The following is a 23,007-nucleotide window of genomic DNA, read 5'->3' as shown; positions in this document are numbered from 1 at the left end:
TAATTCCTCCCTCCTAATTAAAACTGACTATTAAGTTTATTTTATTCTATGAACAGTGTATGTTGTTTGCTTTATTTTTAACATAAAAAATTTTCTGAATTTAAATTTTAGGTAGGAAAGTATTCTCCTTCTCTACCCAAAATTTCAATTTTAAATGACGATATAAGACATAATCATTTCTTCCGCAGCTTTAAATTGTGCTTTGTAAATTTCATCTTCTTCTACAACTGAATAATGTAAGCAAATGCCATCGATATTAGCCCAAAACAAACTAGAAATAATATCAGGATCGATCGTTTTCTTAAATTCACCTGATGCTATTCCTTGTTTAATAATATCACTTAAAAATAAACGATATTGATCTTTGTACCTTTCAATCATAATGGCTTGTAGATTTTCATGCCTAGCTGAATTAATCCAAAACTCCATGTGAACTCTAATCATATTTCGCCATTTTTCTGTTAAAGAAATTTCACTATACATTTGAAATAACTCTATTAACTTATCTTTTGATGAACTAATATTTTGAAATCGTTGATTAATTTTTTCAAATGTTTGGACTGTTCTTTCTTGCATTAAAGTTAAATATAACTCTTCCTTGCTTTTAAAATAATTATAAATTAGACCTTTACTCGTTTTGGAATATGCAACAATATCATCCATTGTTGTCGTATGATATCCTTTTTCTCCAAAACATTTTAAAGCACTTTCAAGAAGACTCTCTCTTTTGCGTTCTTTGTAATCATCTGAGACTTTTGGCATTGAACACTTTCCTTTACTCAATAAATATATTTAAACTGACTGATTAGTTTAGTTTATCAACTAAATTTTGGAATTTCAATAGAATATTCTAAATAATCACGCGATTATTATCAAATCACAAAAAAAAGTGACGATAAGTCGTTAAACCTATCAAGTCACTTTATCAAGTTAAAATTAGTTTTGTTCAAGTTTTGCTTGAACAGAAGCTAACTTACCTTCCATTGTGCTCTTCTTATCGCGACGATCATCAATTCGAATAGTCGTTGCTACTCTTGAAATTCCATTTTCAAATGGTACCTCATGCATTTCTTGTACAACTTTTAATAATAACGGTAAGTCGCCTTCAATAATTGTATTCATCGGTGTAAGCTGGAATTTTACTTCGCCATTATACTTTTCTAAAACTTTATGTATATTTGCTACATACGCACTTACACTAGGTGTTTCAGTGCCAATTGGTACGATTGAAACGTCAATAATTGCCATTTTTTGTATTCTCCTTTTTTATCAACTTGTTACTTGTCTATCCTAACATGTTTACGATAATAATGAAAACTCGACGATTGGCGAGCTTTAAGGCGAGGAAAAAGACGTAGTTGCACTTATACTAAATTCCTTAAATTTGCAACTACGTCGAGTCCCCTTCATAGCTGCAAATTTATAATGTCTTAATGTGAAATGAAAAATTTAACTCTTACTCTCCTGACAATAATCAGGAAAATACTACCAATTCTACATTATATAATTAATATCCCTTTTCGATTTTCACTACATTTCTTAGTTTCTCGTTATTTTCTAATGTTGAAAGTGTATTAACAAAACACTTAACACCATCATTTGGTAAAGTAATTGCCGAAATATGTGGAGTTATTTTTACATTAGGCATTTGCCAAAATTCAGAATCTGCTGGAAGTGGTTCAACAGCAAAAACATCTAAAATAGCTTTTCGTATATACCCATTATTCAAAGCTTCCTTTAAAGAGTCCTCACATACAGTTGCTCCTCTACCAACATTGATAAAACCTACATTATTCAACTGTTTAAATGTATTCATATCTAATATATTTTTCGTTTCATTCGTAGACGGAAGAACACTAATAATCCAATCTGTATGATCTAAAATTGTAGTTGCTTCTTGGAATGGAACTATTTTTTCAAAATATTGTTTTTGATTACCGCTCATAGAAACTCCATATACTTTCATTCCTAAGCTAGATAAAACCTTACCAATATGTCCTCCAATTTCTCCTGTGCCATAAATGACAACTTTTTGGTCTTCTAAAGATTTTGGGATATGAAATTCCCACTTATTTTCATTCTGTAAATTTGAAAATTGCTCATGTAATTGTGAATCCTGGAGTATGTAACTTAAGCAATATTGACTCATTTTTGGACCAAAAACATCAATCGTTCGCGTTAAAAGCACGTCATTTTTCCAGTTAATTTTCATGAAACTATCTACGCCCGCTGCTAATGAATGGACCCACTTTATGTTTCCAAATTCAAAATTTGGTGTTGGACGAAAACCAACAAATGTATCAGCCCACTCATAATCCTCTTTTGTTACTTCATCTTCTGGTAAAAAACGAAACTCTTTTGATAGATTATGAGATTCAATTAGATCTTTAAGCTTATGATGAATTCGGCTAGTCACTAAAATTCTTTGAATTTCCACTGTCCTACACTCCTTTTTTTGTACCTAAATAAATTTTAGCATAATATTCCGAAAAGAATGAAAAGAAAACACTTCGAGTAATAAAATAGGATTCGAGACCTTTTCAACCCAATCTATTGGGGGGTATCTCTACAAAACTTTTCTTTTTAGACGATCTATTGGACCTTTCAATTCATAATGAACAGTTTTTTATCAACATTTAGCGGAATTAGGGTATATTTGCTAGATTTCCATATAAAATAATCTACTTTTGTTCAGTAACCAGCCTATAATACCCTAACAGGTATGGGTAAATTTTAATCTTATTTGCGATTCGTAAGGATTTAATTGCAGTTTTGCTGATTTTAATTGCTGTTTTGACATTTTTAATTGTTATTCTGCCAATTTTATTTGCGATTCACAAAATTTAATTGCAGTTAGTCCTTATTTTGCAACTTTTCATCTTTTATTTGCACAGCTGTACTCCTTATTTGCGATTCCCGAAGAATTACTGAGTACCAAATCTACGTTTTCATAAAAAAAGAGGTTCCCTTAAAAAGTCAGGAAAACCTCATCTGTTTAATATCTGTCTTATAAAACTTTACTTAAGAAACTTTTCGTGCGCTCGTGTTTTGGGAAATCAAATATTTGTACTGGACTGTTTTCTTCTACTATGAAGCCTTGATCCATAAAAATTACGCGATCACCAACTTCACGAGCAAAGCCCATTTCGTGTGTAACAATGACCATTGTCATTCCTTCTTTAGCAAGTTGTTTCATAACCTCTAAAACTTCTCCGACCATTTCGGGATCTAGAGCGGATGTAGGTTCGTCGAATAACATAATTTTTGGTTCCATTGCAAGTGCTCTTGCGATTGCAACACGTTGTTTTTGTCCTCCAGATAGTGAGTCAGGATATACATTTGCTTTATCTGAAAGCCCGACTTTTTTTAATAGTTCAAGTGCTTTCGTTTTAGCAGAATCATTCGCTCGGTTTCTTACTTTTTTAGGCGCTAGAGTAATATTTTCTAAAACTGTTAAATGTGGAAATAGATTAAAATGTTGGAATACCATGCCTACTTCTGTACGAATTTTATTTATATTTGTTTTTTTATCTGTCAGATCGACGTCTTCGATATAAACTTTACCCGCTGTTATTGTTTCTAACATATTTAAACATCGAAGGAAGGTTGATTTACCAGAACCAGAAGGACCGATTACAACGCATACTTCACGTGGTTGAATTGTAATATTGATATCTTTTAATACTTCTAGTGAACCAAATGATTTTTTTAATTTTTCTACTTTAATCATCCTGTAGTCAACCTTCTTTCAATGCGATTTAAAACAAAGCTTAACGTTAATGTTAGGACTAAATAGATTACTGCAGCAGATATGTACGGCTCCCATACTTTATAATATTGCCCCTGCATTGCTCTACTCCAATACATAAGTTCAGGTGCAGCAATAATAGCTGCAATTGAAGATTCCTTAATTAAGACAATAAATTCATTTCCAAGTGGAGGGATCATACGTTTTATAGCTTGAGGTAAAATAACATGTTTCATAGCTTGTACATGTGTCATTCCTAAGGAACGAGAAGCCTCCATTTGCCCTTTATCAATTGATTGAATCCCAGCACGAAAGATTTCAGCAATATATGCTGCTGCATTTAATGATAGTGCAATGATTGCGGCCGCTATTGCGTTTGTCTCTCCTATAAAATACGGTACTACCCCAAAGTGTATTAATAAGATTTGTACAAATAACGGTGTTCCTCTAAAGAAATTGATATACCAAACAAAAGGTAGTGCTAACCATTTATTTGATTGCATTTTACCTAATCCAATAAATAATCCGATGATCGTACCTAAGAATATTCCTGCAAAAGATAAGCCAATTGTTAATCCAGTTCCTTTAAGGAAAAACGGTATGTATTCTTTTATAATGCCAAAATCAAATCCCATTTCTTTTCCCCCATTTAGATAAAATTGCGTAACACAAATACCTGTTACGCAATTTTTAATTTCCTATTTATTTTCTTCTGCTTTTAATGTTTCAAGATCTGGCTCTGATCCAAAATGCTCTTTATAAATTTTTTCATAAGTACCATTGTTTACTACTTCTTTAATTGCTTTATCAAGTTTTCCTTTTAATTTACTTCCATCTTGAAGTAATAGGCCATAGTATTCAGGTTCAAAGCTATTTTTATCATCAATAACAACTAGCTTTTTATCTGGATTATTTTTTGCATATGCTTCGAGAACTCCATTATCCGCAACTACTGCATCAGCTCCTCCACTAAGAAGCTCTAAAATTGCTAAATTGTTATTTTCGAATTTTTTTAGATTTTTATTGTTTTTACCAAACATCTTTTCAACAGCTTCTTGTCCTGTTGTACCATTTTGTACTGCTACAACTTTCCCCTTCAAATCTGCGGCTGATTTAATACTACTACCTTCTGGAACTAGAATTTTATTAATCGACAGAAAATAAGGTGTAGTAAAATCATATGTTTTCTCACGATCTGCATTGATCGAAATAGAAGACATACCAATATCAGCAGTTTTGCCACCAATTTCAGCAAATAATGGGTCCCATCCAGTATTCACAATTTTAATCTTTACCCCAGCTTCTTTCGCAACTGCATTTGTAAAATCAACATCAAATCCTACTATTTTACCATTATCAAGATACTCAAATGGCGCATAAGCAGCATCAGTAACAACTCGTAATGGTTTGTCTGCTGTTCCGCTTGTTTTCGCATCTTTACCACAACCCGATAAAATTAGAGCTGTCGTCACAGCAAATGCAAACGATAGTTTTTTAACCTTTTTCATTTTAATACCCCCAATTATTTATTTTTGATTTATGTAAGTAAATATCTGAGCAGATTAAATATATTGAATATTTTATATATTTAGATTTTTAATTATTATATCTATTCTTGTTTAAATATGCAATACTATGTCATTTTTTGCCAATTCCCTCCATTAAACAGATTAATTGAAAGGATTATTAAAATAAGGTTTTATATTATTAATGTATTTATAGATAAATATATTTCATTCAAAAAATTCTAGTCGAAATCTTTTTAGTAAAAATAAAAAACCGGAAACATTCGCTTAGTTTCCGGCTCTCTTATCTCTTTATTTAATTAAAATTGATAACTCTGAATATCCTTTGTTCGTTTTATGAACTTCAATTACTGCAGGCATTGCATCCTTTACATCTTGCACATGAGAAATAACCCCAATTAAACGACCAGATTTTTGAAGCTGAATAAGTGTATCAATTGCTTTTGATAATAATTCATCATCTAGCGATCCAAATCCCTCATCTATAAACAACGTATCAATTGATACGCCACCCTTATGTGCTTGAATAATATCTGCCATACCTAATGCTAAACAAAGTGATGCATTAAACTGCTCTCCACCAGATAAAGTTTTTACATCCCTAGCCAGACCTGTATAGGAATCATATACTTCCAATCCTAAGCCACTTTGTTTCCTTCCTTTTTCAACTGCATCTTTTCGTTGCAATTGAAATTGGCCATTTGATAAATGATCAAGTCGGATATTTGCCGATTCAATAATTTGTTCAAAGTAATCCAATAAGACATATCGCTCAAACGATATCATTTTATCATTATCGCCTTTTGTAACTTTATATAAATCAGTTAAACCTGCTAATTTTTGTTCAGTTTTTACAAAATCCTCTTGATAGATTTGCAGGTCAATTTTCAATTGACTTAAACGCTTATTTAATTCTTGAATACGAATCATCTCATTTACGATAGCGTCTAAATGCTGAGTAATTTCTTGTACCTTCATTTTAAGTTCACTTACATCAATTTTTTCCATCGATTGGACTTGTTTTTCAAGCAGCTCTTTTTCAGTACTTAATCTTTGACGATTCTCTTCGAACATAGATAAATCATTTCGATATTGCTCTATCATTTGTATATAATCAATTGCACTTATAAACTCAGATTCTCCATTAAACTCGTACTCAGCTATTTTTTCATGATAAAGAATTGTTGTTGTTCGAATTTCTTCATTTAAATTTAAAACTTCTTTCTCAAGATGAGTGCGCGTAGTCTCTTTTACCGTCTTCTGTTCAGTTAGGTTCCTATATTCTTCTTCAATCTTTGAAATTTTAGCTTTTAATATTGCTATATTTTTTTCAATTTCATTTTTTTCCAATTGCCATTTCTCAAGAGTTCTTAAAGATTCAGGTAATTTTGATTCAATTTGTACGATCAGAATTTTTAATTCATTTAATTCAATCGTAAACTTATTCATTGCCTCAGTCTTCTCAGTAACTTTTATGGTTAAATCCTTAACTAATTGTTCTTTTGTTTTTATTACATGATTAATCTTTTCGAAAACAGCTTTTTTCTCAGTCAGATTTTTTAAGTTTGATTCATTTTCATTAAACTCATTAGCAAGAGCTTTAAGACCTTCATTTGTAAAATCAAATTGACCATGCTCTTCAAAAAATGATTGTTCATCAATTTTTAATGAGTTTTCTTTACTTTTAATTTCCCCCTGAATTGTTGCTAGTTCAGTCTGGAATTGATTTACTTGCATTTTCAATTTTTCTGCTTCTTCTTCATTAACAGTCCCATTAAATTTAGCAAGTGATGGGTGATGAGTGCTTCCACAAACTGGACATTGCTGTTGATCTTTTAAATCTTTCGCTAAAAAAGCGGCTTTTTGCTGATGCATTTCATTTTCGATTCTGTCCAATTCTTCTTTTAGCTTAAAATGATCTAAATTTTTTGTTTGATATTCATTTCGTTTTTGCTCTAATTCTTTTTTGGCAAAAAAGATTCGTTTAGCAAACCCACCTTTTAATGAGATTTCCTTGTTTAATAAGGAGAGTTTCGCCCATTGATCATGAACACCATCTAAATCATTTAGTTGCTGTTTTAATTGATTTAATTCTTCGTTCTCTTTCTTTAAACCATCTTGTAATGTTTTTTCTTCATTTTCGATTAATAGAATCTGTTTAGACTTAGTATGAAACGCTACTTTATGATTTTGAAATTGTTCTACATCTTCTTTTAACGCAAATAAATTACTCAATTGGTTTTCTAAGCTACCTAATTTTTTTTGCTCTTCAGGTAATGTAGCGACTTCTGCAGATATTTTTTCAATTTTAATGAGTGTTTCTTTTAAACTTTCTATTTCGATTAATAATTTATCGTTCGTTACTTGCAGTGAATTTTTTAATTTCTCAAGTTCAGTTTTTATAGGCAATACTTTTTCAGCATTTGTTGCCAATTTTATTTTTACTTTTTTATCTTCTATTTCTAACTCTTGACCTTTTAACATTGTTAATAATTCAATTACTTCATGTAATCGATCAATATTTTTATTATGAGCTTCAGCTGAAAAAAGCTTTTGCTGACTAACTTCTAATTGTGATTTTTGTATTTTCTCATTTTCTTCAAGTCTTTTTAAATCCTCAATTATACTTACGATATGTTCAGTCAAAATCTCATTAACAATATGAAGATTAATTTGAGAATCGTCGGCAATTTCAATTCCTTTTTCACTTAGCAATTTTTCAATTACTTCTAATTTAATAACGATTTTCTGCTTTAAATTAGTAAATTTACTTTCGATGTTTTTTCGAGCTAAATTGAGAGTTTCAGTTACTTTTTCAAATAGTTCAGTTCTGAAAATTTTTCGTAAAATTTCTTCCTTTTCTTTAGTATCTGAAACTAATAATTTTCTAAATTCACCTTGAGGAAGTAATACGATTTGTTTGAATTGATCTGCATTAATCCCTAATAATTCTTCTACTTTCTTATTAACGATTGAAGTTTTATTAAATTCCTGACAATAAGGTACTTTTTCCTCATCCTCAATTTTATAAAACTCGATTTTATCGCCAGTAATACCTTTATTTTGTTTCTTTTGATGGCCTTTTTGTCTAAAAATATTATAATGATTTCCTTTTAATTCAAATGTCAATTCAACACTAGTATATAGATCATCATCAGCAAAATGACTTCGAAGCAATGTTTGGTCATTCCTATTTTCACCGCTCGCTTCTCCAAAAAGAGCAAAACAAATTCCATCAAATATTGTTGTTTTACCTGCACCGGTTGGACCAGTTATTGCAAATAGTCCTTTTTCGTTTAGTCGACTAAAGTCAACATGTACCTTATCCTTGTAAGGTCCAAATGCATGAAGTACTACTTTTAATGGCTTCAAATCTATTCCTCCCTTACAAAGATTTCTTGAATAATCTCTTTCATATATTGTTCATCTTCAATTTTCAAATCTTCATTTTTCATCTCTTTATAAAAAGATTGGAACAACTCAAGTTGATTTTTTGATTGTTTTTCCACTAAACTCAGTTGATTTGTTTTATCTGTTTGTAATGTAGTTCGCTTTCGACTAACATGCATTGCATTTGGATAAACTGTTCTAATTTGCTCCATCGGATGTACGACCATATGCTCATCAGTTAATTTTACAAATACATAATCATGATTTACAGAATGCTGTCTAATTTCCTCAATCGTTCCTTCGATCGATCTTAAATCTCGTTTTGGATGAAAATCTTTCTTAACGACTGATAGCTCACCGTTAGCTTTTAAATCAACAATTAAGCAGCCTTTTTTATGGTTTTCTTCAGAAAGTGAGTACTTTAAAGGTGACCCTGAATATCGAATTGATTGATTTCCTACAAAATGTGCCCGATGTAAATGTCCTAGGGCCGTATAGTTAAAATGTTTAAAATTATGATGTGATACGTATTCAGCTCCACCAATAGAGAGTGTTCGTTCACCCTCTGTCTCTTCATCTGAAGGCTCCCCATTATTTGTTACGAATGCATGTCCAACAAATACATTTCGTACTGATGAATCTAATTCTTCATCTCTTATTTTATTTATGATTGCTTTCATTGCGTCATCATGTGAATGAATATCATCGTTTTGTAAAATATAACGTACAATACTTGGTTCTGCATACGGAATTAAATAAAAATGAACTTCACCTTCATCATCATTTAAAATAACTTTCTTAAATGGGGTTTGAAATTTCCCTACTAAATATAAGCCTTCTTTTTCCATAAAACGGCTACCAAATTCAATTCGTTCAGCGCTATCATGATTTCCAGAAATCGCAAGAATGGGCGTATTACATTCAATTACAATTTTATGGAATACTTCATTTAATAGTTCAATCGCCTCAGTTGGAGATATACTTTTATCATATAAATCGCCTGCTATAACAACAGCATCTGGCTTTTCTTCTTTAATTATTGAAATGAATTCATCTAATATAAATCGTTGGTCTTCTGTCATATGTACACCATGTACAATTTTACCAAGGTGCCAATCTGCTGTATGAATAAACTTCATTAAATACACCTCATCATTTTATTTACTTTCATTGTTACTAAATTTATAGAACAACTTTTCTATCTTATATTTTACATCAACATACGAACGTTTGTATGCTTTTTAATCACATTAATTTTAAAAATGAATTATTAAGTTAAAATAATTGAAATACTAATTAATATGATTCAAAATAAACCTATCATAGCTTTAGGAGGCAATTATGGAAAAAATAGAAGATGTAAAAAAATACGAGGAAATAATTAAAAGTGAAAAGCCAATCGTGGTGAAGTTTTATGCAACTTGGTGTCCTGATTGTACACGTTTAGATGCTTTTATCGGAGACGTAATTGAAGAGCACCCATCATTTACTTGGTACACAATGGATCGCGACGAATTTCCAGAAATCGCTAGTGAACAACAAGTAATGGGAATTCCGAGTTTACTTGTATTTAAAGAAGGCGAAAAAATTGGACATTTACATAGCGCAAATGCAAAAACGCCAGAATCAGTTGAAGAATTTTTATCAACTTTTGAATAACATCAAGTAAGTTAATCAGACTGGGATTATCCCTAATATCTAAATAAAATAAATTAAACCACAAGGTGATTGAACCTTGTGGTTTTTCGTATGCATTATTACCCTTTTATGCTGTTCTTTTTTCCTGGCCATTTATTGGCAATTTGGACTTGATTTATAATTTCATTGAAGATGTTGTTCAATTTTCTTAAGTCACAAATCAGAAACAAAAAGAAACACCTATATCATTTCAATTATAGGTGTGATTTTTTCATATTCAATTAAATCTGTTTTCTTTCATGTAAATTAATAAATACATTTTTACAAATACTATACCATGCATATCCTACTAACCAGCCAGCAATAATATCAGAGAAATGGTGTACATGTAGGTAAATTCTACTCATTGATATTAAAAATATCATTAAAAGAACAATAAATTGAATCATTTTTTTATGTTTCATCATTTCAGGTTGGATGACAATTAAAATAAATCCTAATGTTAAAAAGAAGGATGTTGCCATAACTGCATGACCACTCGGGAAACTAAATCCACCTTCCACATAGTACATTGAACTTGGTCGTGGTCTTTCATATAGATCTTTTAAAAATGAAACAACCACTCTAGCTGTTAATAATGTAATAATTAACGATAAACCAGTCCAAATGCGCTTACGGATAATTGAATAAACTAAAACAATAACTGCAAATGTTAAATACATTTTTGAAGAACCAAAATCTCTTAAAAAATAACAAAATGAATCTAGTGCGTCTGTTCGAATAAATTCAAAGAATTTAAACGCTGAATTGTCCAAACTCCGAATCATTTTTGAATCATAGATTAGTCCTAAAATAACAAATAGAAAAATAGAAGTAAAAATTAGTATCCAATTATTTTTTTTCATAAATTCCTCCAAAATAAAATCCAGTTATTGCATCTTAATTGCTTGTACTTTGGATACACAAAAGAAAAACGACGAGAGCTCCCGTCGCCACTTTCATGACTATTCTTCTTCCTCATCAATTTCATCAATCATACATTTTTCCAGTAAGTACTCAAAAGTAATATCCGCTAGTTCCTCAATTTCTTCTTCCTCAGGAACATAACCCCGCTGAATGAGCTGTTGATAGAAAAATTCTGCTATTTCTTCCGTATCAATAACTACCTCAATTTCTTTCACTAGCATCACCCCTTACTAGTTAATATGTGAAAAATGAGAAAATATGAAAAAAACCTTACCAAGCACAAAAAAAATATTAATATGTAACCTTTAGCATAATACAACATTGACAAGCATATATTCAATTAAAACATGTTAAAGGAGCGAGATTCCAATGATAAAAATGGACAAGCTAGCTAATTTAAAAGAAATTATGGTTAATGATGAACTGTTTGAAGAAGCTGTTGAAAAACTGACGACAATTGCATTTTTTATTTTAATAGGGATAGGCATACCTTTTATGATTCATATAATTCTACAATTATTGTAGAATATCCTCTCTCTCAATTTGTTTTCTTCTCTGAGAATTTATTTAAATTTTTAAGCACTAGATCCATCACAATTTTATATTCTTCGTCTTGGAAGATTGAATATAAAACTGCGTAATCATTATATATATCTAATAATCCATCAATTATTTCTTGTTTTGTTGTTTTATTTCTATTTTTATTAAAATCATTCATTGAGCGAAGTTTTTCTAAGTCTAATTTTGTAATGCCATTTTTATCATTTCTTAGTTTTTTCAGAATTGCATTTGCAGTTTGTGCTGATGCAATTAAGGTTAAATCTGTTTCATCGGCTTCTAACCATTCTCCATCAGTAATACGCGCTAATTCGTAAATTGTATCTTCCCATGCGTCATTTTTATATCGCCAAACCTCTGTACGGTACCCCACAATTCGAAATATTTCTTTTTCATAGCCATTGACTTGAACTAGATCTCCGAAAGAAAATGAATAATTTACTTCTATCCATTCTTTTTCAAGTTTTTTCCCATCATATTCGTTGAGAAGCTGAAGAGTATTCTCAACATAAAGTCCGTCATGATTATTGACTTCATAAACAAAAACGCCGTCCATCAGTTTAATATTTATTAACTTTCTATTTTTATTGGCTATTGAGACAAAAAAATACCACTCAAGTTTTAAGTGAGTGGCTTATTAGGTGTTTTTATTTTTATATCCCCGTTTTTTATTTTTAAAGTTAATTTTAGTAATGCTTCTGCAGCAAGTTTTGCATTTAACGTTCCAATTTCTTCATATTTAAACTGACCCATGAAGAAACACCCCTCTATAGACTATTCAAAGGTCTAGTCTATAGTTCACTAAAGTAGGTATTGTAGTCGGATATAAGAAAAATAGATAAGGCATAAAAAAACAACCCTCCTAAATTAAATGAGTTGTTTCAGCGTGAAAACAAAAGACGAAAAACTTGATTTTCAGCCTTTTTATGATTAGCTAATTTCAGTTTTACTTATTTATTAACAGATGTAAACATATTAAAGCTATCCTCAATACGATGGTTAAAGTTTGTTTGTGCTGCTCTTAAAGATTGGAAGTAATGTTCATTTAATGATGACCATACTCGTTCTCTTTCCTTTAAACTCTCTATGTAGTATTTTCCAGTTTGTTCACATTGCTCTTCTACCCTTTCAATTAACTCAACTGAAGCTTTGAACGGAGTAGATAATAACTCACCAAATTTATTTACAGTTTCTTCAAATAGATTAACACTTGATTGAACTGATACATCAGTTTTTGCAAATTTAATTCTTGATGTATTTTCTTTTATATGATTATTAAAGTACTTTATTTCATCAAATAAACCATTAACTGCATTACGATATTCCTCATTAAATTTCCTTGTTTCTTTTAATACTTTTATAAACGAATCTAACCTTTGTACTCTACTGTCTCTTATGTATATCAAACTACTTTCGTATTGATCCCAGAGCGTATTAAAAAAAGGATCCATAAAATATTTTTCTACTTTCTCGTCTTTAATTTTTTGACCTTCTGCCTTTGGTTTTGAAGCTTTCTGTGTCGTCAAACTTCTTCCTCCTCTTTTGGATTCGAATTTTTCTCTATTTTATCCTCTCTTTGAAATGGAGGAATGTAGAGCTCTAGAAAACTAGTATACATTTTGAAAAATTGATCAAGCATTGATTGATAAAGTTCAAGTTGTCTTGCATTACTTGTTAAGTATGCCTTCCCAGCTTCTGTAATTGAATAACAGCGCTTAGCAGGTCCGCTTCCTTTCGTATCCCATTCCGATTGTACAAGATTTTCTTTTTCTAGTTGTCTTAATAATCGATATAAATTTCCTTGGTCAAGTGTTTGAAAACCGAATGCTTGGAGCTTTTGAATTAAATCATAGCCATGAAGTGTCATCCGACTAAGAAGTAGAAGAATAAAAGGCATAATAAAATTTTTCGAAGGAGTAATATTTTTATCTTTCTCATTGTTCATTGGTAACACCTCTATAAAAAATCTAATAGGTGTATTTTACACATATATGAATATAGCGTCAATACAGTAAATATAATTTATTATAAATTTTCAAAAAACTTCAAACATAGCGTTTATTCGTTAAATATTTTAGTAAAAAAATACAAAGGAGTGATAAAGTTGTACGTTATAAAAACCGAAAGTATCAAACTGTATTATGATCGGTTAGGTACTGGAGAACCTCTCGTATTAATTCATGGTCTTGGAGAAGTAAAAGAAAGTTGGTTTAAACAATATGAACTAGCGAATGAGTTCGATTTAATTATTCCTGATTTGCGTGGCCATGGAGAAAATGATTTAACTGAAGGCATCTCAATTAAGAATTTCGCAAAAGATGTACTTGATTTAATGGATGAGTTAGGAATTGAAAGTGCGCATATTTTAGGCCTATCTATGGGTGGGACTGTTGCACAAGAGATGTACCGTCAAGCACCTAAACGATGTCGCTCTTTAATCCTAGTTAGTACATTTCATTTTGCTCCAAGACTACTAGGTTTATGGTTTATTCATTATAAGGAGCTTCGTTCAAAAATTTTCACACCCCTGCAGATAATAGAAATGACAGCAAGAACATGCCTTTTTTCATGGGAAAAAGAGTCATTACAACAATTTAAACAATATTATCGCCCAAACCCAGAAGGATTTGACAGGTCAATGAGAGCATGTTTTAAGGTTGATAATAGAGAATTGTTACCAAATATAAAGGTACCAACGCTTATTATTGGTGGTCAGTATGATCCGATTACGCCAGTATGGCTCCAATTAGTAATGCATAAAAGTATCCCGAATTCAAAATTAGTTATTTTCAAAAATACTGGCCATGTAACCAAAATGGAAGCTGCAGAAAAATTTAATCACACGATCAGCTCTTTTTTAAATAAACATGAACCCGTTAAGATTTAAAATTAATTTCTAACAAACATTAGCAACCTATTTCCAGCTTGTTGATAGAGTTTTTTATAAATACCTAAAAAATAAGCTTAATCAACGTATTGCATCTAAGTGTACTATTCTAAAAAAATCCTCCATATAGTTTAACAAAAACGGGAGGGTACGAATATGTACGAGAATTGGCTAGATACATTATCATCTAATGATTTATTTCTGACCTTTCTATCAATATTAATTGGTGCAATCGGTGGTTATGCCAATATACTATTAGCTAATGAGGGCTACATTAGAAGTTATCGGTTTAAAGATTCTGATGGTAGAGAAAGATATTCACTTGGTTCTAAGCGTGAAATAATTCTTGGAGCAATGGCAGGGTGTATATCATACCTTATTGCTGTACTAACGACAAATGATCAAACTCCTGTATCGATTATCATCTATGCTTTTATTTGTGGAGTTAGTGGCGGTGCTTATTTAGAAAGATTGGTTGATAAAAACGTTAATAACAAAATCATTGATTTTAGTTCAACGCTTGAAGAAATGGAGAAAGAGAAAAATGAGAACAAAAAGACAAGTGCCCCTTCGAATAACACGGGAAATGTGCATCAAACAGATACTGGTGTTGTTGATGCAATAGATCTAAATAATGAAAATGACAATACTAATGAAGAAGTAGATTTTCATTACAATATTTTAATGAAAAGGCTAAAATGTGCAAGAAGTACTAAGGAAGCTGAAAAATATTTTAATGAATTAGTTCGATTGATCAATAACAGATAAATGTTTAAAATTGCATACAAAAAAGTTCAGTTCTATCTTTCGGAGATGAAACTGAACTTTTTTTTAACTTTAAAATTCTCAAAACAGAAAATAGTTGTGCAATGTGAGTTTTCTCGTTTCATGGAATGATCATCGCTGCATTAGAACCATTCTATTTTAATAGTGGCAATTTCCTTACTTCGAGTCGTATCATGACTTGAATCCATATTGCTACTAAAATATATTTTATTAATAAAAGTCTTTAAAAATTGATTACATATTTCAGGATCGATTACTTCTAAATTGTCTAGCGTTTCAATGATTTTCTCTATTTTTTGACTCTCATCTTTTTCATTTCTTACATTCTCTATTTGGATCTGATAGAGTTCAATTTGCTCATTCATTTGATTCATTTGACCAATTAGTTCATTTTTTAGTTCTTCATATTCCTTTTTAGTAATTTCTCTATCCATCCTCATTTCTCTAACGTTATTTTGTCTTTTTTCAATTTTATCCTTTTGTTTGATTAATGAGACGAGTTCAGTCGTTAATCTTTGTTCTAGTTCGATTGTTTTCTGAGAATCTAGCATTTTTAGCGCGTTCTCTAGCTCTAATTTTTTTTCTTTTATACTTTTTAAAACAAATTCTTCAACCAATTGATATTTATAGCCACGATCTTTACACTGATTATTTGATATTTTATTTGAACATGATTTTATAAAATCAATTTTTGAATTATCTTTTTGAATATATCGCTTCCGCCCACAGCAATTGCAGTATATTAAATTTTGTAACCTACGTACCTCTTTTCGGTTTTGAAAATAAACATTTTTATTATTTTCTAATATCGTTTGAACCGCAAAGAATTGCTCCTTTGTTATGATTGCCTCATGTGCATCTTCAATAAAAACCTCATCTATAATTTTATTATGAATACGTCTTCTAGCCTGTATGGCTCCATAATATACAGGATTCGTACGTAATTGGCTAATATGTGATGTAGTAAGGATTTTACCTTGTCTACTCCTCCAATTTAACCTATTTAATTGCCGTGCTATTTCATTGACTGAAACTCGTTCAAACGATTTATCGAATATTAGTCGAATGATCTTTGCTTCCTCTTCGATGATTTCTAATTTTTTTTCCGAATTTTTTCGATATCCAAGTGGGGTTTTATTACTCATTACCCATTTTCCTTGCTCCGCTGCTGCTAATCTCCCTCTTGATAACCGCTTTTTTATCTGCTTATATTCAAAATTAGCCAATACAGCCTGAAACGAAAATAACATTTCATTTGTTTCCTGGGATAAATCTATTTTACCTTGTGGGGTTAATATTTTAATATCATTTAAGATTAATACTTGCTTGATTTGTTCAGCATGTGCATTATCACGTGAAAGACGATCTATATCCATAATGATCAAATAATCAAATTCATGTATTTTCTTAAGCAATAAATTTAATTGCTCACGATCCGTATTTACACCACTCGAAATTTCCTGATAAATGATATAGTTTAAATTATGTTGATTAGCAAGCTTAATCAAAGCGTTTTTATGATTAAGTAAAACTTCATCTACATCTTTTTGCTCTTCATTTCTTGACAGTCTGAGATAGATAGCTGCTAACATATAATCACCTTAGCATTAAGCATTTTACGTAAGTGATGAATTCCCAATAAAAATAGAAAGTTTATATTTGTTATCTTACCGACAGTACCATATAACGTAATCACGACAATATCATCTACGTTATATTTTGGTTGTTTTTTCTTTGTCATACTTCTTACCTCCTTCTCCATACGTCGTGACTAATTCGTTTTTACTGTATACTATGCAACCGATAGATAATTGTCTGTCATTTTCATAGTAAATAAAAAAAGGGATTAGCCTATTTTGTAGGTAAGAATATAATAGCTAGTTTCAAAAATGGTAGAATCAATAAATTAATGGGATATCCTGTAAAAGTGTTCAATAAAAAAAAGATGCAACTTAGTTAAACTAAGCCACATCTTATTGATCTTCTAAATATAAGTTCCATGCTTCATCAAAAACGCTCATCGATTGATGGAAAGTTCCATCAAACTCTAAATACGAGCTAATTTCGTCATAGCTTGAAGAATGTTTTGGAAATGAGTGATCATTAAAAAGATGATCTGCCAATATTCCAATTTCATTAGGAATTTTATAGTTTCTATGCTTCATCATATAATGGTAAAATGACTTTCTCATGATTCTCCCTCAGTTTAATTATTTATTTTGTCTGTTTTTCTAAAAATATTACTACTTTTTGAATATGCTTAATACTATAACAGATTTATTTTATATTTTAAAAATACTCGTTCTATGACGAGAAGTCAAAATAATTTCTTTTTAATAATCTCGGTTGCTTCATTAATTCATCAAATGTAACTGAAACTGGAAGTAATTTTGTTGAAATGAGAAATAACTGATCCTCTATTGATTTGACCATCTCTTCTTTTTGATAGGTAAATTTACACTGATCACAATGAAATGATGGTACTCCTGTAATTGTGATTGCTCGGGAACCATCCGGTAATTCCCAATGTACTACTGCTTTTGTTTCCTGTACATTCTCCTCACCGCACCAATCACATTTTAAAGTATTATTCATCTTTCTTTACACTTCCATCCATTTTTTGAATTTGTGATTGAAACTTTTTCTCTTTTAGTTCATCCCTTTTTTCTCGTTTATTTTTTAATGAACTATGTGTTGGATCTGTTTGATATTGTTCTCTCTTCTTCATTCTTTCTAAATCTGAAGGAATAAGACTTTGCACCTGATCATTCATGATACTAGCAATACCAACCTTAGCTGCCTTCTTTAAATAATCAGGGTAAACTAGTGAAAAATACTCATCAGCGGTATCCTCTTTATAGTTTTCAGGCTCTGGATAAGATGTGATGACACCCTCAAAATTCCTTAGTACGGTTTTTTTACTGCTTTGAGAGACGATATAGTTTGGTTGAAGTGAGATTTTACCTCCTCCGCCTGGTGCATCTACTACAAAAGTAGGTACTGCATAACCAGATGTATGCCCACGTAATCCCTCAATAATCTCCAAGCCTTTAGCAACTGGTGCTCTAAAATGACCAATTCCTTCTGATAAATCACACTGATAAATATAATATGGTCGGACTCTTATTTTTACTAAGTCATGCATTAACTTTTTCATAATCGGTACGCTGTCATTAATCCCTGTTAAAATAACTGATTGGTTCCCAACTGGAACGCCAGCATTTGCAAGCATTTCACATGCTTTTTTTGCTTCTTCGGTTACTTCAATGCTCGTATTGAAATGAGTGTTTAACCAGACAGGATGGTATTTTTTTAATATTTCACATAGGTTTTCAGTAATTCTTTGTGGGAATACTACTGGTGCTCTAGTACCAATTCTAATAATTTCGACATGATCGATTGCTCTTAAATTTTTTAAAATATATTCCAAAATATTGTCATTAATTAATAATCCGTCTCCACCTGAAATAAGTACATCTCTTACTTCTTCATTTTCACGTATATAGGCGATTGCTTCATCTAATTGTTTTTTCGGTACTCCCATTCCAATTTGACCTGAAAATCGACGTCTTGTACAGTAGCGACAATACATTGAGCATTGATTTGTCACTAAAAAAAGCACTCGATCTGGATATCGATGAGTTAATCCAGGAACTGGACTATCATCATCCTCTCCTAGTGGATCTTCCGAATCATATTTTGTTTTATTTAATTCTTTACTAATTGGTACAGACTGCATTCTAATGGGACAACGTGGGTCAGTTGGATTCATTAAAGAAGCATAGTAAGGAGTAATATTTAATGGAATGGTTTTAGTTGATATTCTAACCCCTTCTTCTTCATCCGGAGTTAAATCGATTACTTGTTTCAAATCATCCAATGTTCTGACTGTATTCGTTAATTGCCATAGCCAATCGTTCCATTGTTCATCCGTAACATCTTTCCATAGAGGAATATCTTTCCAATGTCTTTGAGGTTTATAAAGTTGATTTTTCATTTATGGTCCTCCTTGTTTAATAGGACAATTTAAATTTACTAAATTAAGTAAAAATTTCTAGTTATATACCTACTTCTTTATATGCACTAAATAAAAAGTTGGTGAAAAAAGTAAAACTCAAAAAACAGTATGAATACCGTGTAAAAATGAAATAAACCGACTAACTAAATGTTAGTCGGTTTCTGTGGCTGACGCTCAATAGTTTTTAGCAAGTTACAAAAGACGCACCGATGATAATTAATAAAATAAATAACACAACGATTAACGCAAATCCTCCGCCGCATCCAAAGCCACCGCCGCAGCCGCCGTAGTAAGGTGAATATCCCTTCATAGTAGATTGCCTCCTTCACTTAACTTTTAGAAATCACAATAAAGTATATGTCAGGTTCACAATCCTTGTTACATAGGCATTTGACTATATTTCGTGCAAAATTAAATAGATTTTTGGATATAAACATGATCTTATAAATCTAAACTGATTGATATATGAATGAGTAATCAATTTGCGAAAAATCAACTTTAAGAAATAAAAAAGTCTTGAGAAAACTTCTCTCAAGACTCTAATACTTAATATATAAATGATAAGATATATGTCCAAATACAAACAAATGCTAGTAATCCAAAACTATATTTTAAAGTCATCTTTGTTAATGTTGATTCATTACCTGTTTCACCTACTGCAGCTGTTGCGATTGCGATCGACTGAGGTGAAACTAGTTTTGCTATTACCCCACCTGCAGTATTTGCTGATACCAATAACGAAGGATTTGTACCTAAAATATTACCTGCTGAAACTTGAATTGGAGCGAATAAAGTATTGTTGTTTACGACCGAACCAGTCATAAATACCCCAATCCATCCTAATATTGGAGATAAGAATGGAAATGCATCTCCAGTGTGTGCGACTGCTTGACTTAAAGCACTTGTTAATCCTCCATATGTCATCAATTTTGCGATACTAATAATGGCACAAATCATTATGATTGGTATCCAAAATTCTGAGATTGTTTTTTTAAGAAGTGCTAAACCCTTCTTTACATTTATTGATTTAGAAGAGAAAATTGTAACTAATCCTGCTAATAATATTGCTGTACCTGTTGCTCCTATTAAATCAATGCTGACATTTATCGTAGAACCTGGAACAACGAATTTTATTACGGTAGCAGCTAGTGCTCCTCCATCAGCGAATAAACCTTTAAATGATTTTAAGCTCCAAATTAATACAAAGATTGTTAGTAAATAAAATGGTGACCATGCTTTAATCACATCAGCCATTGAATAAGATTCAGTTTTAAACTCTTTTCCATTTAGTAAGAATATATTTTTAGGTTGCCATTTTTTAAGAAATAATGCTAAAACACCCATTGTTAATAATGAAGGAATGATATCTGCTAACTCTGGACCTAAAAAGATTGTCATAATTGCTTGAGAAACTGTATAAGTAATAGACGTTACTAAAATTGCAGGTAAAACTTCTTTAATTCCTTTAATTCCATCGATTAACCAAATTAACAGAAATGGAATCGTAAAATTAATAATCGGTAATGTTAGGGCAGTCATGATTGAAACTTTCATTGACGTTACACCATGTAATCCAAATGTATCAATAATTCCCACAGGTATTCCAATTGCCCCAAAAGCACCAGATGCACCATTTGCAATTAAACATAGCATAGCTGCTTGTAATGGTTTAAAACCGACTGAAACTAATAAAACCGCACAAATAGCAATCGGTACGCCAAAACCCGCTGCTCCTTCAAGAAATGCGTTAAAACAAAATCCAATCAATAAAAACTGGATCCGTTGATCACTCGAAATACCAACTATACTGCTACGTAAAATATCAAACTTCCCAGATTCTACTGTTATTTTGTATAACCACACAGCCATTACAATGATATAACCAATCGGCCATAATCCTTGAATGGTTCCTTGAGCAACACTTCCGATCGATTCCCCTAAAGGTAGTTTAAAGATAGTTAGTACGATTATAAACGTAATTCCAAGGTTTAATAATGCTGCATAAATACCTTTCATTTTTAACACTGTTAAGCATAAAAGAAATAAAAGAATCGGTACAGCCGCAACTAGTGCTGAAATTGCGAGATTATCAAATGGATTAAAACTATCTACTAACATTTGGTTTACTCCCTTGTTTTAGGCTTTTTAGATTTAACCTACAAAATCTATCATCCAACCTAATTATTTTGTTAAATTACTTCACAAACATTATTATTTTTAATATTGCCTTATAAAATAATTAATATTATTTCAAAATCGCCATACAAATTGTGCAACATTTCACAAGTTGTTATAAAAAAACAAATAATTTTTGCTAAATTACTCGGTTTTGTTTGTGAATTATTTAACAATCATAATTGTATACTATGAATTTTTTCATAACAATCAACTATTATTTCCATTTATGGAAAAATAGGGTAATTTTTGTTTTCTTTTTTGTTACGTATTTTCAAAATATTACAGGGGAAATATAAACTAAAATACATAAATAGATCAAATAACAAATAGAAGGAGTAATAGATTCATGTCAAAGTTCTTGCGAATATGCCTTCTTTCTTTTCTTGTTTTCTTACTGACCAGTTGTCAAATTAAACCATCAGATCGTGGCCAAAGCCAATCAACTCCACTAAGTGAGCAAAAAATGAGCTTTAAAAATAAACTTTTAAAAAACTCATTATTTTTCCTTGTTATAGGAGTTGATTCTCGGGGCGAAAAAAATTCACGTTCAGATAGTATTGCAGTAGTTCAATATAATGTTGATGACCGAACTTTAAAAGTTGCCTCAATTTTAAGGGATTCATATGTTAAAATTAAAGGATATAAGTATGGTTACGGAAAAATAAATCAGGCCTATTATTTAGGTGGAGAAAAATTACTAAAAGAAACAATTTATAATAATCTCGGTATTCCAATTGACCATACAGTTATAATCGACTTTAAAGGATTTGTTGGGATTGTAGATACACTTGTTCCAGAAGGTATAACAGTTAATGTAAGTCAATCAATCATTAATGATATGAACTTAAAAATGAAACCTGGAAATAATAGACTACACGGTGAACAACTCTTAAAATACGTACGTTTTAGACATGATCATGATAATGATTTTGGAAGAGTTCAACGCCAGCAAGAAGTGTTATTAAAAGTCGTAAGTGCAGTCAAAGAAAAGTTAAATACTTTTGGTGGGATCGCTAGAGTACCTCTTTTATTAGACGAAACAACAAAATATGTTTCAACTGACTTAAAACTAGATGAAATACTTTCGCTTGCTTCTATTGCATTTTCTCAACCTATTGAAAAAATTGATCGCTTAAGTATTCCTGTAAATGCTGGTTTTACAAACGAAACTGTTGAACATTCAGGAGCAGTACTAAAATTAGACTTTTCTAAGAACAGACAAACAATTAAGCAATTTTTTAAAGCGCCTGCACCAGTAATAAATAGTAAAGATAGTAATAAAAAGTTAAAAAATAAATGATAAATTGAACTT

At 30.9% G+C, this 23,007-nt stretch carries 24 protein-coding genes and 2 pseudogenes; 5 read left to right on the top strand and 21 right to left on the bottom strand.

Annotated elements, in window-relative coordinates:
* Positions 1 to 150: 150 nt before the first annotated feature.
* The 8 genes from BM319_RS01845 to BM319_RS01810 all read right to left on the bottom strand — a co-directional run bounded on the left by BM319_RS01845 (position 151) and on the right by BM319_RS01810 (position 9,803).
* Entirely contained in the window at positions 151 to 762 is a 612-nt protein-coding gene (locus BM319_RS01845; RefSeq protein WP_091021139.1) for a TetR/AcrR family transcriptional regulator, read from the bottom strand.
* A gap of 174 nt (positions 763 to 936) precedes the next feature.
* Complete coding sequence (locus BM319_RS01840; RefSeq protein WP_069032044.1) at positions 937 to 1,248, bottom strand: MTH1187 family thiamine-binding protein; 312 nt, start codon at positions 1,246 to 1,248, stop codon at positions 937 to 939.
* A 259-nt stretch (positions 1,249 to 1,507) separates the two neighbouring features.
* Positions 1,508 to 2,437 (bottom strand): D-2-hydroxyacid dehydrogenase, encoded by a 930-nt coding sequence (locus BM319_RS01835; protein ID WP_091021138.1) that lies wholly within the window; start codon positions 2,435 to 2,437, stop codon positions 1,508 to 1,510.
* 570 nt (positions 2,438 to 3,007) lie between these two features.
* Positions 3,008 to 3,730, bottom strand: coding sequence for an amino acid ABC transporter ATP-binding protein (locus tag BM319_RS01830; RefSeq protein WP_091021137.1), 723 nt, complete (start codon positions 3,728 to 3,730; stop codon positions 3,008 to 3,010).
* Positions 3,727 to 4,383 carry an amino acid ABC transporter permease gene (locus BM319_RS01825; RefSeq protein ID WP_069032041.1) on the bottom strand — a complete coding sequence of 219 codons (657 nt, stop codon included), beginning with the start codon at positions 4,381 to 4,383 and terminating at the stop codon, positions 3,727 to 3,729. Before BM319_RS01825 ends, BM319_RS01830 begins: the two co-directional genes overlap by 4 nt.
* 63 nt (positions 4,384 to 4,446) lie before the next feature.
* Complete coding sequence (locus tag BM319_RS01820) at positions 4,447 to 5,256, bottom strand: basic amino acid ABC transporter substrate-binding protein (protein WP_069032040.1); 810 nt, start codon at positions 5,254 to 5,256, stop codon at positions 4,447 to 4,449.
* Between the two features lie 309 nt (positions 5,257 to 5,565).
* The gene (locus BM319_RS01815; RefSeq protein WP_091021136.1) at positions 5,566 to 8,646 is read right to left on the bottom strand and encodes an AAA family ATPase; all 3,081 of its coding nucleotides are present in this window, start codon (positions 8,644 to 8,646) and stop codon (positions 5,566 to 5,568) included.
* 2 nt (positions 8,647 to 8,648) lie between these two features.
* The gene (locus BM319_RS01810) at positions 8,649 to 9,803 is read right to left on the bottom strand and encodes an exonuclease SbcCD subunit D (RefSeq protein WP_091021135.1); all 1,155 of its coding nucleotides are present in this window, start codon (positions 9,801 to 9,803) and stop codon (positions 8,649 to 8,651) included.
* Positions 9,804 to 10,005: 202 nt separating this feature from the next.
* Between BM319_RS01810 and BM319_RS01805 the strand changes: the two genes are divergently transcribed.
* Positions 10,006 to 10,323 carry a thioredoxin family protein gene (locus BM319_RS01805; protein ID WP_091021134.1) on the top strand — a complete coding sequence of 106 codons (318 nt, stop codon included), beginning with the start codon at positions 10,006 to 10,008 and terminating at the stop codon, positions 10,321 to 10,323.
* A gap of 260 nt (positions 10,324 to 10,583) precedes the next feature.
* On the opposite strand, the gene BM319_RS01800 is transcribed toward BM319_RS01805, so the two are convergent.
* Both BM319_RS01800 and BM319_RS01795 read right to left on the bottom strand, forming a co-directional pair.
* The gene (locus BM319_RS01800) at positions 10,584 to 11,207 is read right to left on the bottom strand and encodes a phosphatase PAP2 family protein (RefSeq protein ID WP_091021133.1); all 624 of its coding nucleotides are present in this window, start codon (positions 11,205 to 11,207) and stop codon (positions 10,584 to 10,586) included.
* 99 nt (positions 11,208 to 11,306) lie between these two features.
* On the bottom strand, positions 11,307 to 11,483 hold the full coding sequence (locus BM319_RS01795; RefSeq protein WP_069032035.1) for a YozD family protein: 177 nt from the start codon (positions 11,481 to 11,483) through the stop codon (positions 11,307 to 11,309).
* A 154-nt stretch (positions 11,484 to 11,637) separates the two neighbouring features.
* On the opposite strand from BM319_RS01795, the gene BM319_RS24495 reads away from it, so the two are divergent.
* Positions 11,638 to 11,793: a hypothetical protein gene (locus BM319_RS24495; RefSeq protein WP_175403429.1), complete on the top strand. Its 156-nt coding sequence runs from the start codon at positions 11,638 to 11,640 to the stop codon at positions 11,791 to 11,793.
* Positions 11,794 to 11,806: 13 nt separating this feature from the next.
* Here the strand turns inward: BM319_RS24495 and yodN are convergent.
* The 4 genes and pseudogenes from yodN to phaQ form a co-directional block, all read right to left on the bottom strand.
* Positions 11,807 to 12,403: pseudogene (gene yodN, locus BM319_RS01790) on the bottom strand (germination protein YodN); the annotation flags it as partial.
* Positions 12,404 to 12,447: 44 nt separating this feature from the next.
* Positions 12,448 to 12,579, bottom strand: coding sequence for a hypothetical protein (locus BM319_RS24950; RefSeq protein ID WP_286143656.1), 132 nt, complete (start codon positions 12,577 to 12,579; stop codon positions 12,448 to 12,450).
* 197 nt (positions 12,580 to 12,776) lie between these two features.
* The gene (phaP, locus tag BM319_RS01785) at positions 12,777 to 13,352 is read right to left on the bottom strand and encodes a polyhydroxyalkanoic acid inclusion protein PhaP (RefSeq protein WP_091021132.1); all 576 of its coding nucleotides are present in this window, start codon (positions 13,350 to 13,352) and stop codon (positions 12,777 to 12,779) included.
* Positions 13,349 to 13,771 (bottom strand): poly-beta-hydroxybutyrate-responsive repressor, encoded by a 423-nt coding sequence (gene phaQ / locus BM319_RS01780; protein WP_069032032.1) that lies wholly within the window; start codon positions 13,769 to 13,771, stop codon positions 13,349 to 13,351. The genes phaP and phaQ overlap by 4 nt, the downstream gene beginning before the upstream one ends.
* Before the next feature lie 159 nt (positions 13,772 to 13,930).
* Here phaQ and BM319_RS01775 point away from each other — a divergent pair, with 159 nt between their 5' ends.
* A complete protein-coding gene (locus BM319_RS01775; protein WP_091021131.1) occupies positions 13,931 to 14,713 on the top strand; it encodes an alpha/beta fold hydrolase in 783 nt (260 codons plus the stop codon).
* A 156-nt stretch (positions 14,714 to 14,869) separates the two neighbouring features.
* Positions 14,870 to 15,481: a DUF4257 domain-containing protein gene (locus BM319_RS01770; RefSeq protein WP_069032030.1), complete on the top strand. Its 612-nt coding sequence runs from the start codon at positions 14,870 to 14,872 to the stop codon at positions 15,479 to 15,481.
* A gap of 140 nt (positions 15,482 to 15,621) precedes the next feature.
* On the opposite strand, the gene BM319_RS01765 is transcribed toward BM319_RS01770, so the two are convergent.
* From BM319_RS01765 to BM319_RS01740, 7 genes and pseudogenes are all read right to left on the bottom strand, one after another.
* Positions 15,622 to 17,091 carry a recombinase family protein gene (locus BM319_RS01765; RefSeq protein WP_091021130.1) on the bottom strand — a complete coding sequence of 490 codons (1,470 nt, stop codon included), beginning with the start codon at positions 17,089 to 17,091 and terminating at the stop codon, positions 15,622 to 15,624.
* 53 nt (positions 17,092 to 17,144) lie between these two features.
* A pseudogene (locus BM319_RS25290) lies at positions 17,145 to 17,240 on the bottom strand (YodN-related protein); the annotation flags it as partial.
* A gap of 232 nt (positions 17,241 to 17,472) precedes the next feature.
* A complete protein-coding gene (locus tag BM319_RS01760) occupies positions 17,473 to 17,691 on the bottom strand; it encodes a YozE family protein (protein WP_025671848.1) in 219 nt (72 codons plus the stop codon).
* 112 nt (positions 17,692 to 17,803) lie between these two features.
* Positions 17,804 to 18,094: a YokU family protein gene (locus BM319_RS01755; RefSeq protein ID WP_091021129.1), complete on the bottom strand. Its 291-nt coding sequence runs from the start codon at positions 18,092 to 18,094 to the stop codon at positions 17,804 to 17,806.
* The gene (gene kamA / locus BM319_RS01750; RefSeq protein WP_091021128.1) at positions 18,087 to 19,496 is read right to left on the bottom strand and encodes a lysine 2,3-aminomutase; all 1,410 of its coding nucleotides are present in this window, start codon (positions 19,494 to 19,496) and stop codon (positions 18,087 to 18,089) included. The genes BM319_RS01755 and kamA overlap by 8 nt, the downstream gene beginning before the upstream one ends.
* Positions 19,497 to 19,701: 205 nt before the next feature.
* Complete coding sequence (locus BM319_RS01745) at positions 19,702 to 19,827, bottom strand: YjcZ family sporulation protein (protein WP_069032026.1); 126 nt, start codon at positions 19,825 to 19,827, stop codon at positions 19,702 to 19,704.
* A gap of 236 nt (positions 19,828 to 20,063) precedes the next feature.
* Positions 20,064 to 21,635 (bottom strand): L-lactate permease, encoded by a 1,572-nt coding sequence (locus BM319_RS01740; RefSeq protein ID WP_091021127.1) that lies wholly within the window; start codon positions 21,633 to 21,635, stop codon positions 20,064 to 20,066.
* A gap of 406 nt (positions 21,636 to 22,041) precedes the next feature.
* On the opposite strand from BM319_RS01740, the gene BM319_RS01735 reads away from it, so the two are divergent.
* Positions 22,042 to 22,995: an LCP family protein gene (locus tag BM319_RS01735; protein WP_069032024.1), complete on the top strand. Its 954-nt coding sequence runs from the start codon at positions 22,042 to 22,044 to the stop codon at positions 22,993 to 22,995.
* Positions 22,996 to 23,007: the final 12 nt, after the last annotated feature.

The organism is Bacillus sp. UNCCL81 (assembly GCF_900112535.1).
GTDB classification, from domain to species: domain Bacteria; phylum Bacillota; class Bacilli; order Bacillales; family Bacillaceae_G; genus Gottfriedia; species Gottfriedia luciferensis_B.
The sequence above is the reverse complement of the archived record's forward strand: the minus strand, read 5'-3'. Positions and strand labels throughout refer to the sequence as shown.